We start from the raw sequence: 12,586 nt of genomic DNA on the forward strand, positions 1-12,586 counted from the left end.
ACCGCAAGGCTTGCCGCCCGGGAAGCCGCCCCTAGGGCGGCGCGGTGTTGGCGGCCGGCGTGAGCGGCCTCAGCCGGGCGATCGCCCCGGCGACGAGGTCCGGGCCGGCCCGCAGCGTGCCCAGCTCCACCGCCGACATCGCCAGCAACACGGGCGCTAGATTGGCGCGCGGTGCGCCGTCCGGCCCGAACAGGTCGAGGTCGTCGCCGGGCTTCAGGCCGACGCTGGCGCTGATGCGGTTGGCGTAGGCCTGGATCCGGACCTCGTCGCCGGTGCAGAGCGGGGCCGGCAGGCGCAGGTCGAGGACCGGCAGGCCGGCCGCGATCGCCGGCAGCAGCGCGGATTCGGCGACCATCCGGTCGGCGCTCGGGACGCGACTTGGCTTCCGGTCGAGCAGCGCCGACGGGTCGGCGACGCTCCCGGCCGGGCGGCCGGTGGAGGCGGAGATGCCCGCGGCGATGTCGGGAACCGGCTGGAGCATCGCCACCCGCGGGATGGCGACCGGGCGCCGGGTCGGGCGGCCGGCCATCCGGGCGAGCGGCGACCAGGGCTGCACCCGCAGGGCCGCCCGGCCCCGCGGCGCGCCGCCGGGGCGGTGCGCGGCGAGGTAGCGCGCCCGCAGGGTCCGCCCGAGGCCGCGGGGCGCGAGGGCCGCCGAGACGACCGGCGCCGCCACCGCCCGGCTTGGCCGCGCGGGCGCGGCGCCGACGCGGCACTCGGCCGGCGCCCAGCGGCGCACGATGGCCAGCGCCGTGCGGCGGCCGTAGTCGCGGTAGTAGCGCCGCAGCAGGCTCGCGGCGGCGTCGGCGCCGTCGTCGAGGGTGGCGAAGGCGGTGTGGCCCTCCCCGTCGGCGCCGATCTCGCCGGACCAGCGGGCGGACTTGATGCACCAGCCATTGTTGAGCCGCACGCAGCGGGCGACGTAGGGCGGGTCGTCGGCCAGCGAGGCGGTGATTGCCAGCGCCCGCGGCGTCAGCTGCGCGCCGGTCTGGGCGTGCCAGTTGGACACGGAGCGGGTCGCGGGGTCGAAGCGCGGGGGCCGGCTGTCCGCCGGGGCGGCGACCGTCGCGCGGGGCGGAAGGGCGCGCGCGAGGGCGTCCGCGCCGGCCTCGGCGCTCGGCACCAGGGTCGTGATCAGGATGAGCGCGTTCAGCAGCACGCGGTCGGGCCTTCGTGGCGGCGGACGGCCTGGATGCCGACACGCGTCACGGGTTCAGGACCTTGAGCGCGGCCTCGTGCAGCCGCGGGTCGCCGGCCGCGATCACGCGGCCGCCGCCGGCGGCGGAGCCGCCGTCCCAGGCGGTGACCCGTCCCCCCGCCCCCTCGACGATCGGGATCAGCGCGACGATGTCGTAGGGCTTCAGCCCGGCCTCGACCACGAGGTCGATCTGGCCGGCCGCCAGCATGCAGTAGGCGTAGCAATCCGCGCCGTAGCGGGACATCCGCACCTGGCCTTCCAGCGCCCGGAATCGCTCGGCCTCGTCGCCGGCCGCGAACAGCCGGGGATCCGTGGTCGCCAGGATCGCCTGGGCGAGGTCACCGCAGCGGCGGGTGCGCAGGGTCCGCTCGCCCGCCGGCGCGCGGAGCTTGGCGCTGCGCCCGTCCCCGGTGAACCGCTCCGCGAGATAGGGCTGGTGCATCAGCCCTCGCACCGGCACGCCGTTTCGGGTCAGCCCGATCAGGGTTCCCCAGGTCGGCAGGCCGCCGATGAAGGCGCGGGTGCCGTCGATCGGGTCGAGGACCCAGACGCACTCGGCGTCGGTGCGCTCCGCGCCGAATTCCTCGCCGAGGATGCCGTGGCCCGGGAAGGTCTGGCCGATCATCGCCCGGAGGACGACCTCGGCAGCCCGGTCGGCCTCGGTAACCGGATCGAACGGCGCCCCGCCGCGGGCCTTGTCGTCCAGGCCGAACTGGGCGCGGAAGAACGGCAGGATCGCCTTCCCGGACGCGTCCGCGAGGTCGTCCATGAACCGGCCGAGTTCGACGACGCTCATCCGTTCCGTCCCCTGTTGCGCCCGAAGGCCGCCCGGCCAAACGGCCCGTCCCGACGAAACCGGCGCGCGCCCCTGCCCGTCAAGCCCCCGCCCCCGCGCATCCGCGACTCACGCCCCGGCCGGCGCGGGCAGACGCGCCGCCTCGCCGCGGGCGTCCGAAGTGCCCTCCGATGTGTCCGCCGATGCGTCCGTCGCGGCCGCGCAGGTCGCGTCCTCCTGCGCGGCCGCCAGAATAGCCTCGACGGCCTCGCGCAGCGATCCCACCTGCGCGTCGGCCTCGGCGCCCCCCGGCCCGCCGGCGAGGCGGTTCGCCCCGCTGTCCTGGGCGAGCCACAGGCCGAGCAGTATCGGCACGCCCGGGACCCGGCCGCGCAGCCGGCGGATCAGGCGGCGCAGGTGCGTCGGCTCGCCGTCGAGCGCCAGGGAGACCACGCAGGCGATCCGCGCCGGCCCGGCCTCGAACCGGCCGATCCGCACGGAGGCCGTCTCGGCGAAGGGGACCGTGCGGACGCCGAGGCCGCGCTTCTCCAGGATCTGCGCGAGGATCGCGGCCGCGGCCTCGTCCAGGAAGCCGCGCCCCGCCACGCACAGCACCGCGCCCTCGCGCGTCCAGGCGACGGGCAGCGCCTCCGCGGGCGGCCCCATCGGGAGCGGGCTGCAGGCGCTCTCCTCGCCGTCGCCCGTCGCCCCCGCGACGGCGTCGCTGCGGTCGGAGAGGTCGGCGATCAACTCGGTGAGCGCGGCGCGCATCGCGCCCTTCTGCTGCGCGGTCAGCACCCCGCGGGCCGCATCGCGGGCGGCGAGTTCCAGCGCCTTGAGCACGACGTCGTCGTAGTAGGACGAGAGCGAGCATTCCTGCAGGATCAGCTCGGCATGGCCCAGCACCTCCTCGGAATCGCCCGCCAGGATGCGCTGGTAGAAGTTCTGGACCGGCGTCAGCGCTGGCCGGTCGCCGAACAGCACGTCCAGGAACTCCAGGTGCTCGACGTAGCGTCCGAGCACCACGAGGCAGACGGTCAGGGGCGTCGAGAGCAGCAGGCCGACCGGCCCCCACAGCCACGTCCAGAACAGGGCCGAGACCAGAACCGCGAAGGGCGAGAGCCCGGTGGATTGCCCGTAGAAGATCGGCTCGAAGACCTGGCCGGTTAGCGGCTCCAGGACGACGAACAGGATCGCCACGGCGATCATCATGTTCCAGCCGGGATCGACCGCCGCGGCGAGCGCCATCGGGAGGATCGCCGACAGGACCGCCCCGAGATACGGCACGAAGCGCATCAGGGCCGCGAAGATCGCCCAGAGCACCGGGTTCGGCACGCCGATGAGGTAGAGGCCGATGCCGATGACCACGCCGAAGGCGGCGTTGAGGGCGAGCTGGACCACGAAGTAGCGGCTCAGGCGCTTGGCCGCGTCGTCGATGGCCACGGTGGTCCGGTGCAGGTCGCTCGATCCGGCCAGCCGGATCATGCGATCGCGCAGGTCCTCGCGCTGCATCAGCACGAACAGCAGCACCACGAAGACGATGCCGACCGTGGCCAGGGGATGCATCACCGGCGTGAGCACGGTCGAGAGCATCTCCAGGGAGCCCGGCGGGGTCGTGGCGACCTCGACGAGGACGGGCTTGGGCGCGGCCTGGGCCGGCTCGGGAGCCGCCGAGGGCGTCGACGTTGACGGCGACGATGCCGTTGAGGGCGGTGGCGCGGCCGGCTGCGCCTCCGGGCTGCCGGCCTCCTTGGCGCCGCCGTGGAGCGCCCGGCCGATATTGGCGACGTATTCCGTGACGTGGCCCACGGGCGAGTCGCGCAGGCCGTTGATCTTGCGCTCGATCGTGGCCCGGTAACGCGGGACGTCCCCCGCGAGATCGGCCGCCTGGATGCCGATCAGGGTCGCCAGGGAGGCCACGATGCCCACGGTCAGGAGCACGCTGACGCCCACCGCCACCAGCCGCGGCAGCCGCAGCCGCCGCAGGCGGTTCACCAGCGGCGTCAGCACGAACGACAGCAGCAGCGCGATCGCGATCGGGATGAAGATCTCGCGGCCGAAATACAGGGCGGCGATGATGGTGGCGCCGACCACGACCGGCGACGCCATGGCGGCCCGCGGCGTCTCGGCCGCGGCGACGCGGGTCGGCCGCGGCGGGATCAGGGGAGTCCCGGGCCGTGCTGCCGGTTCGACCCCGACCGGGGTTCTCGTGCCCATACCGCGATCCACGTCCCGAACGCCACGCGCGGGCGGCCGCCGGGAGCGGCGGAAGCCTCGCGGACGGGGAACGGCACAGGACGCGAAATCGATCCCTAGGGTTTCGCGTTCAGGTTAGGCCCCCGCGACGCCGGCCCGCGCCACGTCGCCCGCATCCTTCAGCTCGGGCAGAGACCAGCACAGCTGCATCACCTTCCTGGCCTGCGCGTCCGGCAGGATGCCGGCGGCGAGGTCGGTGAATTTCGCCTCCAGCTGCGCGTCCGACATCGGCTTCTCGACGCTTCCGATGGCGTGCTCGATATGCCGGTGGAAGGTCCGCCCGTCGTTCAGCGTCACGGTCATGTCGACCTGCGCGGGATCGACGCCGGGGGTGATCACCGGCACCACCTTCTGGCGCAGGGCCACCACACGCGGATCGTTCACCGCCCGGTCGCTGAACTGCTTCTCGCCGCCCGCACCCTCCACGAAGGCGACCGCGGCGGCGTGGTAGATGCTGAACTTGCCCTCCAGGCCGGTCTTCGGCGCGGTCTTGCCGGTCAGCTCCAGGACGAGCGGGTGGACCTTCAGGTCGACGCGCTGGATGTCCTCCGGCTTGACGTGGTCCTGATCGCGGATCTGGATCGCCGCGTCGATCGTCGGGTGCATGACGATCCCGCAGGCGAAGGGCTTGTAGGTGTTGAGCTGCGCCTCGTAGCGGGTGCCGAGGCCGTCGGTGATCTGCGACCAGTCCTGCTTGGTGGAGATCGTGTTGGCCCAGCCGCGCTTGGCCTCGATCATGCCGTCCGACGAGGTGAAGCCCTTGGCCGCCAGGATCGCGGCGAACAACCCGTTGGACGCGGCCCGGCCCGGGTTGAAGCTCTTGTTCATCGAGCCGAACGACTCGCGCAGGCCCACCGGCTGCGAGGCGGCGAGCCCGAGGGCGTAGACCATCTGCTGCTCGGTGAGCCCCATCAACTTGCCCGCGGCGGCGGCCGACCCGAACACGCCCGCGGTGCCGGTGATGTGCCACCCGGCATCGTAGTGGTTCGGGTAGACCGCGTTGCCGATCCGGCATTCGGCCTCGATCCCGACCACCAGGGCTTCGAGGAAGTCCTTGCCGGAGACCGGTTTCATCGCCGCGTAGGCCAGGATCGCCGAGGCAACCGGGCCGGCCGGGTGGATGATCGTCTTCAGGTGGGTGTCGTCGAAGTCGAAGATGTGGCTCGACACGCCGTTGAGGAAGGCGGCGTTCATGATGTCGAACCGCTCGGTCCGTCCGAACAGCCCGGCCTGCGGCGGCCCGGAGAAGGGCTGCAGCGCCGAGACCGCCACGTCGACAGTCTCGTGGTGCGAGCCGCCGATGGCCACCCCGACCCAGTTGAGGAAGCTGCGCACGCCCTCGCGGCGGACGGGCTCCGGCAGGGTGTCGTAGGAGGATCCCAGGATCCACTGCGCGAGGATCTTCGTGACGTGCGGCGGCGCTGCCTTCGCGGCCGGCTTCGCGGCCTCGGCCGCCTGCGCGCCCTGCAGGGCGGGCGCCGTCAGGGCGAGGCCCGCGGCCCCGATGAGCGAGCGGCGATTCATCGACATGGCGTTCTCCCGGACAGGGCCGCCCGAGGCGCCCCGATTGCCGGACATGATAATGAATTCATCCCTGGGTCGGCGGCCTCCGTGTTTCACCGCAGCGGGTCTGATACCGTTTCCGGTTGAACGCTTCGGTCGGTGCGGCCCGCTCCGTCTTTGCGAGCGCAGCGAAGCAACCCAGGGCTGCGGGACAGCAGGGGGCGTGGCGCTATCTGGATTGCTTCGCTCCGCTCGCAAGGACGGCGGAACCGATCTGATCAACCGGAAACGGTACGAACCCCCTTCACACCACCACCGGGAGGGCCTCCTGCGCACCCACGCCGAAGACGCGCCGGTACCGGGCGACCTCGTCGGCCGGGCCCTGCGCCTTGGTGGGATTGTCGGAGAGCTTCACGGTCGGCCGGCCGTCGGCCTGCGTGACCTTGCAGACGATGGAGACCGGGTCGAGCTTGCCGTCCGGCAGGAGCCCGCGGAAATCGTTGGTGAGCAGCGTGCCCCAGCCGTAGCCGATGCGCATGCGCCCGTGGAACCGGGCGTGGATGCGCTCGATCTCGTCGATGTCGAGGCCGTCCGAGAAGATCGCGAGCTTCTCCCGCGGGTCGTGCCCGCGATCCTGCCAGAAGCGGATGACCTCCTCGCCGCCCTCGATCGGGTCCTTCGAGTCGATGCGGATGCCGGTCCAGTCGCTGACCCAGTCGGGGGCGTTCGCCAGGAATCCGGTGGTTCCGTAGGTATCGGGCAGGATCACCAGCAGGTTGCCGCCGTAATCCTCCTGCCAGTCGGCGAGCACCGCGTAGGGCGCGGCGGCGAGCGCCGCGTCGTCCTCGGCGAGCGCCGCGTAGACCATCGGCAATTCGTGGGCGTTCGTCCCCACCGGCTCGACCTCCTGCCGGGCCGCGATCAGGCAGTTGGAGGTGCCGAGGAACGCGCCGTCCAGGCCCTCCGCCATGGCCTGCACGCACCAGTCCTGCCACAGGAATCCGTGGCGCCGACGCGTGCCGAAATCCGCCACCGACAGGTCCGGAAGTCTCTGCAGCCGCTCGATCTTCTCCCAGACCCGGGTCATGGCGCGGGCGTAGAGCACCTGCAGGTCGAGCTTGCCGAGGCCCCGCAGCACGGCCCGCGCCCGCAGCTCGTTCAGGATCGCGAGCGCCGGGACCTCCCACATGGTGGTCTCGACCCAGGGGCCGTGGAAAGTCAGCTCGTACTGGCCGTCATGGACGGCGAGCTCGTATTCGGGGAGCTGGAAGGTCTCGAACCAGGAGACGAATTCGGGGCCGAGGATGCGTCCCTGGCCGCGGAACACGTTGCCCCGCAGCCACGTGATCTCGCCCTTGCTGAGGCGCAGCGTCCGGGCGTGGTCGAGCTGTTCCCGCAGCAGCCCGGCATCGACCTCGTCGGCGATCCGGATCCGGCGGGTGCGGTTGGTGATGCCGAAGGTGGTCTGGATGTCGGGGTGCCGGCGCAGGATCGTCTGCGCCATCAGGAGCTTGTAGAAATCGGTGTCGAGGAGCGACCGCACGATCGGGTCGATGCGGAAACTGTGATCGTAGACCCGTTTTGCCAGATCGAGCATTCGTCAGGCACTCTGCCGCGCTTGGAACGCGCAGAGCGCATGCCGGGACCGCACACGTCAAGAAGACGGGCGGCCTCCGCCCGGAGACCGCCCGCGAAACCGCCGATCCTGACGACCGATCCTCAGGCGAGGTCGACCTTCTTGGTCTCGGTCTTCGGGCTCTCGCCGGTGAGCGAGGCCTTCACGTAGCCGTAGAGGTGCAGCATCGTGCTGTTCGGGCTGTCCCAGTACTCGCCCTTCTCCGGGTGGACGCGGATCAGAGCGACCTCCGGGTCGTTCTTCCCGTTCGGGAACCAGGTCTTCAGGCTCTCATTCCACTTCGCGTCGATGATCGACTGGTCGCGGACGATCTCCGCCTTGCCGGCTACCGAGACGTAGTTCTGGCTCGACGGGTCGGAATAGGCGAGGTTGATCTGGTTGTCCTTGCTGATCTCGGCCGTCTTGGGCGAGTGCAGCTTGGTGAAGAACCACAGGTCGCCGTTCTCGTCGGCGTCGTTGTTCCACATCGGGCGGCTGTTGAGCGTGCCGTCGGAGTCGACGGTGGTCATCATGGCGATCTTCACGTCCTTGATGAGCTCGAACAGCTTCTTCGCGCCCTCGTGGTCGCGGTGGTTGCCCTGATGCATGAAAGTGGTCTCCTACGCGTCGTTTCGGTCCCGGCGGGGTCTCCGGAGGGTGCCCCGGCCGAAGGCTGCCCCGACAACGGATCAGTCTCCCGTTGGTTCAGCTTGCCCGTGCGGTGAGGAGGTTCGTATGCGAGGTGTTCGGAGATTGGGGCGTACGGCCGCGGCGCTGGCGCTGGGCGCGCTCTGTCTCGGCGTCCTCTGTCTCGGCGCTCGGCCGGCCGGCGCCGAGGTGCGCTTCGGCCCGGGCGTGCGCATCGGCGGCCACGATTTCTCGAACCGCCGCTACGGCAGCGTCCACATCGAGCGCGTGAAGCGCCTGCGCGGCCCCCTCGGCTGCCGTCGCCTGCGGCACGGGGTCTACCGGCGCGGCGACGGGACCGTGGTGCGCGGCCCGATGGAGGCGTGCAACCTCATCGCCCGGCCGCACTGACGCCGGCACGGTCCAGGCGGCGCCCCGCTCCGGCGCGGGATGGCCGCGGGGACGCGGGCCACCGGCGCGCGCCGATCTCGGGCCCGGGGTCTGGTGTTCTGGGCCCGCTCGGTTACATGCACTGGCATACCTGCTTGCCCCGGTGGAGAACGATTTTGGCGATCACCCGCGACGACGTGCTGAAGGCGCTCGCCGACGTCACCGTCGATGCCGCCGGCACCACCCTGCCCGGCTCGGGACGGCTGTCCCAGGTCGTGGTCGATCCGAACAGCCGCGTGATGTTCTCGATCCTCGTCGATCCCAGCGAGGCCGAGCGGTTCGAGCCGGTGCGGCGCCAGGCCGAGGGGCGCGTCCTGAAGATGCCGGGCGTCTCGGGCGTGTTCGCGAGCCTCACCTCCGAGCGGAACCAGAGCCACCCGGCCCAGAGCGGCGCCGCTCCCCGGCCCGTGACGCCGCCGCCGGTCGCGCCGCCGCGGCCCGGCGCGCCGCCGAACCAGGGCCCGCAGATCGCGGGCGTGCGCCACATCGTGGCGGTCGCCTCCGGCAAGGGCGGCGTCGGCAAGTCGACCACCGCCTGCAACCTCGCCCTGGCGCTCCAGGCCCAGGGACTGAAGGTCGGCCTCCTCGACGCCGACATCTACGGCCCCTCCGTGCCGAAGCTGTTCGGGCTCTCGGGCAAGCCCAACGTCGTCGACAACAAGGCCATGGAGCCGATGGTCGGCTACGGCCTCAAGGTCATGTCGATCGGCTTCCTGATCGAGCCCGAGACGGCGATGATCTGGCGCGGCCCGATGGTGCAGTCGGCCATCACCCAGATGCTGCGCGACGTGCTCTGGGGCGAGCTCGACGTGCTGCTCGTCGACATGCCGCCCGGCACCGGCGACGCGCAGCTCACCATGGCGCAGGCGACGCCGCTGTCCGGCGCCGTGATCGTCTCCACCCCGCAGGACCTCGCGCTGATCGACGCGCGGCGCGGCGTGACCATGTTCAAGAAGGTCGCGGTGCCGATCCTCGGCGTGATCGAGAACATGGCGACCTTCGTCTGCCCGAATTGCGGCCACGCCTCGCACATCTTCGGGCACGGCGGCGCGCGGAACGAGGCGCAGCGGCTCGGCGTGCCGTTCCTCGGCGAGGTGCCGCTGAACATGACCATCCGCGAGACCTCGGATGCCGGTCGGCCGGTGGTGGCGACCGATCCGGAGGGGCCGCACGCCAAGGTCTACCGGGACATCGCCGCCCAGCTCTGGGCGAACCTGTCCGGCGCTCCGGCCGGGCGGACGGCGCCGAAGATCGTCTTCGAGTGATCCTGTGCCCTCCCCGCCTCTTCCGCCGCCGGTCCTGGGCCTGATCCTCGCCGGCGGGCGGGCGCGGCGGATGGGCGGGGGCGACAAGCCGCTGCTGCGGCTCGGGGGGCGGACCCTGCTGGAGCGGGTGGTCGAGCGGCTCGGGCCGCAATGCGGGGCGGGACTGGCGCTCAGCGCCAACGGCGACCCGGCGCGGTTCTCCGGCTTTCCCGGTCCGGTCCTGCAGGACCCCGTGCCGGATCAGCCGGGCCCGCTCGCCGGCATCCTCGCCGGGCTGGAGCACGCCGGCGCGCGGGGTATCGCGCGGGTGGTGAGCGTGTCGGGCGACGCGCCGTTCCTGCCGGAGGATCTGGTAGCGCGCCTCGGCGCGGCCGGACCGGAGACCGGCATCGCGCTCGCGGCCTCAGGGGAGCGGCAGCACTACACGATCGCGCTCTGGCCGACGGCTCTGAGCGACGCGCTTCGGGACTATCTCGAACGCGGCGAGCGGCGCGTCGGCGCCTTCATCGCGCGCCATGGGGCCGCGGTCGCGACCTGGCCGGTCGAGCCGGTGGACCCGTTCCTCAACATCAATTCGCCGGCGGATCTGGCGGCGGCGGAAGCCCTGGACCGCGGGTGATGCGGTCCGCCGTCATCACGAGCGAAGCGAAGTGACCCAGGGCAGCGCGACGCGTGAAGACGCGGCACTACTGGATTGCTTCGCTGCGCTCGCAAAGACGGTACAGCCGAAGCCATCGAGAGATGGCTTCGGCTGTGAGGCTTGATCCGAGCTCAGGCCGCCGCGACGGTCGCCTTCACGATCTTGTCCGGCGAGCGCGGCGGCTCGCCCTTGTTGATCGTGTCGACCACGTCCATGCCTTCCACGACCTTGCCCCACACCGTGTACTGCTTGTCGAGGAAGCGGGCGTCGTCGAAGCAGATGAAGAACTGCGAGTTCGCCGAGTGCGGGAAGTTCGTCCGCGCCATCGAGCAGGTGCCGCGCACGTGCGGCTCGGCGTTGAACTCGGCCTTCAGGTCCGGCAGGTCGGAGCCGCCCGAGCCGGTGCCGGTCGGGTCGCCGGTCTGGGCCATGAACCCGTCGATCACCCGGTGGAACGGCACGCCGTCGTAGAAGCCCTGGGCGGCGAGCGTCTTGATGCGCTCGACGTGGCCCGGGGCGAGGTCGGGGCGCAGCGCGATCACGACGCGGCCCTTGGTGGTCTCCAGCACGATGGTCTCGTTGTCGGCCATAGTCTTTCCTTCCGGTTGGGGGAACTGTATCGGCGCGTGCCGGATCCGGCCAGCGTCCGTGTCGGTCTCGCCGGCGCTCAGGCCGGCGGGCGGTAGACGAAGCGGAGCGCCACCGGCCGCCCCGCGATCGCCCGGCCCAGACCCGGCGTGATGTGGACCGGGGTGCAGCGCGCGAGGGCGTCGAGGGTCCCGCGCACCAGGGTATTCCGCCGATCGCCCGCGACCCCCGCCGCGTAGGTGACGCGGGGCGGCCCGATCAGGCTGCCGTCGCGCCGCAGCGCGAGCCGCAGGGTGATCTCGATGTCGTCGGACCCGCCGCTCGGGCGGCCGAGGCCGCCCGGTGCCTGCCAGCAGGCGGCGAGCGCCGGGTAGAGCTCGGCCAGGGTGTCGGCGGGCTTGGTCGCCATCCGGGCGACCGGGACCGGGACCGTGGCGCGCAGGGTCTGGGGCAGGCTCAGCGGGTAGCCGCCCCCCGGCTCCTCGGCGTAGCCGTAGAACGGCGCGCCGTCATAGGCCGCGGCGGCCGCCGGGATCAAGCTCAGCAGGAGGATCGAGGCGGCGCGCCGGCCCGGCATGCGGCCGCTACTTGGCCTTCTCGGCGAGCGTCATGCTGACGATCTTGTCGGGATCCTGGACGGCCCCGCCCGGCGCGCCCGGGGCGGCCTTCTTGATCTTGTCGAGGACGTCGAGCCCGTCCGTGACGTTGCCGACGATCGTGTACTGGCCGTTCAGGAACGGCGCGTCGCCGAGGCAGATGAAGAACTGCGAGTTCGCCGAGTTCGGATCCTGCGAGCGGGCCATGCCCACGGTGCCGCGGCGGAACTGGGCCGACTGCGTGAACTCGGCCGGGATGTTCGGCAGGCTGGAGCCGCCGGTGCCGTTGCCCTTCGGGTCGCCGGTCTGGGCCATGAACCCGTCGATGACGCGGTGGAACTTGAGGCCGTTGTAGAAGCCCTGCGAGACAAGGGTCTTGATCTGCTTGACGTGCTTGGGCGCGATGTCGGGCCGCAGCTCGATGGTGATCCGCCCGTCCTTGGTCTGGAGATAGACCGTGTTGGCGTCGGCGGCCCGGGCCGCCTGAGCGGTGCCGAGCGTCAGGGCGAGCGCGAGGAGGGCGTGGCGTCGGTTCATCGAAGTCCTTCCAGGGTCGGGCCGGTGTCAGGAATGGGCGGCGAAGCGCTGCCGGAGCCGCGCGGCGACCGCCGCGGGCACGAAGGGCGAGACGTCGCCCCCCATGCCGGCGATCTGGCGCACCAGCGTCGCGGTGATCGGGCGGGCCTGCGTCGAGGCGGGCAGGAACACGGTCTGCACCTCGGGCGCCATGGCGCCGTTCATGCCGGCGAGCTGCATCTCGTAGTCGAGATCCGTGCCGTCGCGCAGGCCGCGGATGAAGATCGCGGCGCCGCAGCGCCGGGCGGCCGAGACGGCGAGATCGTTGAAGGTGACGATCTCCAGCGCCGCACCCTCGGCCTGGGCCACCGGCCCGCAGGTCTCGCTCAGCAGCGCCGCCCGCTCCTCGGCGGAGAACAGCGGGGCCTTGCCGGGGTGGACGCCGATGGCGATCACGAGGCGGTCCACCAGCCGGCAGGCCTGGCGGACCACGTCGAGATGGCCGTTCGTGACCGGATCGAACGAGCCGGCGTAGAGGGCAGTGCGGGTCATCGCGA

At 72.0% G+C, this 12,586-nt stretch carries 13 protein-coding genes; 3 read left to right on the forward strand and 10 right to left on the reverse strand.

Going from position 1 to position 12,586, the window contains the following annotated elements; all coding sequences use genetic code 11:
• Positions 1–31: 31 nt before the first annotated feature.
• From BM314_RS05650 to BM314_RS05675, 6 genes are all read right to left on the reverse strand, one after another.
• Positions 32–1,159 carry a serine/threonine-protein kinase gene (locus BM314_RS05650; protein ID WP_091977332.1) on the reverse strand — a complete coding sequence of 376 codons (1,128 nt, stop codon included), beginning with the start codon at positions 1,157–1,159 and terminating at the stop codon, positions 32–34.
• Positions 1,160–1,205: 46 nt separating this feature from the next.
• Positions 1,206–1,994, reverse strand: coding sequence for a histidinol-phosphatase (gene hisN / locus BM314_RS05655; RefSeq protein WP_091977333.1), 789 nt, complete (start codon positions 1,992–1,994; stop codon positions 1,206–1,208).
• Positions 1,995–2,102: 108 nt separating this feature from the next.
• Complete coding sequence (locus BM314_RS05660) at positions 2,103–4,190, reverse strand: AI-2E family transporter (protein ID WP_091977335.1); 2,088 nt, start codon at positions 4,188–4,190, stop codon at positions 2,103–2,105.
• Positions 4,191–4,304: 114 nt separating this feature from the next.
• Entirely contained in the window at positions 4,305–5,759 is a 1,455-nt protein-coding gene (locus BM314_RS05665) for an MmgE/PrpD family protein (protein ID WP_042675930.1), read from the reverse strand.
• A 277-nt stretch (positions 5,760–6,036) separates the two neighbouring features.
• Positions 6,037–7,329 (reverse strand): nicotinate phosphoribosyltransferase, encoded by a 1,293-nt coding sequence (pncB, locus tag BM314_RS05670; RefSeq protein WP_091680394.1) that lies wholly within the window; start codon positions 7,327–7,329, stop codon positions 6,037–6,039.
• Between the two features lie 122 nt (positions 7,330–7,451).
• On the reverse strand, positions 7,452–7,955 hold the full coding sequence (locus BM314_RS05675) for a pyridoxamine 5'-phosphate oxidase family protein (RefSeq protein ID WP_010686116.1): 504 nt from the start codon (positions 7,953–7,955) through the stop codon (positions 7,452–7,454).
• A gap of 127 nt (positions 7,956–8,082) precedes the next feature.
• Between BM314_RS05675 and BM314_RS05680 the strand changes: the two genes are divergently transcribed.
• The 3 genes from BM314_RS05680 to mobA all read left to right on the forward strand — a co-directional run bounded on the left by BM314_RS05680 (position 8,083) and on the right by mobA (position 10,308).
• Positions 8,083–8,385 (forward strand): hypothetical protein, encoded by a 303-nt coding sequence (locus BM314_RS05680; protein ID WP_170868036.1) that lies wholly within the window; start codon positions 8,083–8,085, stop codon positions 8,383–8,385.
• A 155-nt stretch (positions 8,386–8,540) separates the two neighbouring features.
• Positions 8,541–9,689: an iron-sulfur cluster carrier protein ApbC gene (gene apbC / locus BM314_RS05685; protein WP_020095387.1), complete on the forward strand. Its 1,149-nt coding sequence runs from the start codon at positions 8,541–8,543 to the stop codon at positions 9,687–9,689.
• A 70-nt stretch (positions 9,690–9,759) separates the two neighbouring features.
• Positions 9,760–10,308 (forward strand): molybdenum cofactor guanylyltransferase MobA, encoded by a 549-nt coding sequence (mobA, locus tag BM314_RS05690; RefSeq protein WP_244539851.1) that lies wholly within the window; start codon positions 9,760–9,762, stop codon positions 10,306–10,308.
• A 152-nt stretch (positions 10,309–10,460) separates the two neighbouring features.
• On the opposite strand, the gene BM314_RS05695 is transcribed toward mobA, so the two are convergent.
• The 4 genes from BM314_RS05695 to coaD form a co-directional block, all read right to left on the reverse strand.
• Positions 10,461–10,919: a peptidylprolyl isomerase gene (locus tag BM314_RS05695; RefSeq protein WP_010686120.1), complete on the reverse strand. Its 459-nt coding sequence runs from the start codon at positions 10,917–10,919 to the stop codon at positions 10,461–10,463.
• Positions 10,920–10,996: 77 nt separating this feature from the next.
• Positions 10,997–11,494 (reverse strand): hypothetical protein, encoded by a 498-nt coding sequence (locus BM314_RS05700; protein ID WP_020095389.1) that lies wholly within the window; start codon positions 11,492–11,494, stop codon positions 10,997–10,999.
• A gap of 7 nt (positions 11,495–11,501) precedes the next feature.
• Positions 11,502–12,050 carry a peptidylprolyl isomerase gene (locus BM314_RS05705; RefSeq protein WP_020095390.1) on the reverse strand — a complete coding sequence of 183 codons (549 nt, stop codon included), beginning with the start codon at positions 12,048–12,050 and terminating at the stop codon, positions 11,502–11,504.
• A gap of 27 nt (positions 12,051–12,077) precedes the next feature.
• A complete protein-coding gene (coaD, locus tag BM314_RS05710) occupies positions 12,078–12,581 on the reverse strand; it encodes a pantetheine-phosphate adenylyltransferase (protein WP_020095391.1) in 504 nt (167 codons plus the stop codon).
• Positions 12,582–12,586 lie beyond the last annotated feature (5 nt).

Origin of the sequence: Methylobacterium sp. 13MFTsu3.1M2 (genome assembly GCF_900112625.1) — a bacterium.
In the GTDB taxonomy this organism is placed as follows: Bacteria; Pseudomonadota; Alphaproteobacteria; order Rhizobiales; family Beijerinckiaceae; genus Methylobacterium.

Excerpts from the sequence above, each read along its gene's own strand:
- hisN (WP_091977333.1), bottom strand. The coding sequence starts at position 1,994 with ATGAGCGTCGTCGAACTCGGCCGGTTCATGGACGACCTCGCGGACGCG.
- BM314_RS05660 (WP_091977335.1), bottom strand. The coding sequence starts at position 4,190 with ATGGGCACGAGAACCCCGGTCGGGGTCGAACCGGCAGCACGGCCCGGG.
- BM314_RS05665 (WP_042675930.1), bottom strand. The coding sequence starts at position 5,759 with ATGTCGATGAATCGCCGCTCGCTCATCGGGGCCGCGGGCCTCGCCCTG.
- pncB (WP_091680394.1), bottom strand. The coding sequence starts at position 7,329 with ATGCTCGATCTGGCAAAACGGGTCTACGATCACAGTTTCCGCATCGAC.
- BM314_RS05675 (WP_010686116.1), bottom strand. The coding sequence starts at position 7,955 with ATGCATCAGGGCAACCACCGCGACCACGAGGGCGCGAAGAAGCTGTTC.
- BM314_RS05680 (WP_170868036.1), top strand. The coding sequence starts at position 8,083 with ATGCGAGGTGTTCGGAGATTGGGGCGTACGGCCGCGGCGCTGGCGCTG.
- mobA (WP_244539851.1), top strand. The coding sequence starts at position 9,760 with ATGGGCGGGGGCGACAAGCCGCTGCTGCGGCTCGGGGGGCGGACCCTG.
- BM314_RS05695 (WP_010686120.1), bottom strand. The coding sequence starts at position 10,919 with ATGGCCGACAACGAGACCATCGTGCTGGAGACCACCAAGGGCCGCGTC.
- BM314_RS05700 (WP_020095389.1), bottom strand. The coding sequence starts at position 11,494 with ATGCCGGGCCGGCGCGCCGCCTCGATCCTCCTGCTGAGCTTGATCCCG.
- BM314_RS05705 (WP_020095390.1), bottom strand. The coding sequence starts at position 12,050 with ATGAACCGACGCCACGCCCTCCTCGCGCTCGCCCTGACGCTCGGCACC.
- coaD (WP_020095391.1), bottom strand. The coding sequence starts at position 12,581 with ATGACCCGCACTGCCCTCTACGCCGGCTCGTTCGATCCGGTCACGAAC.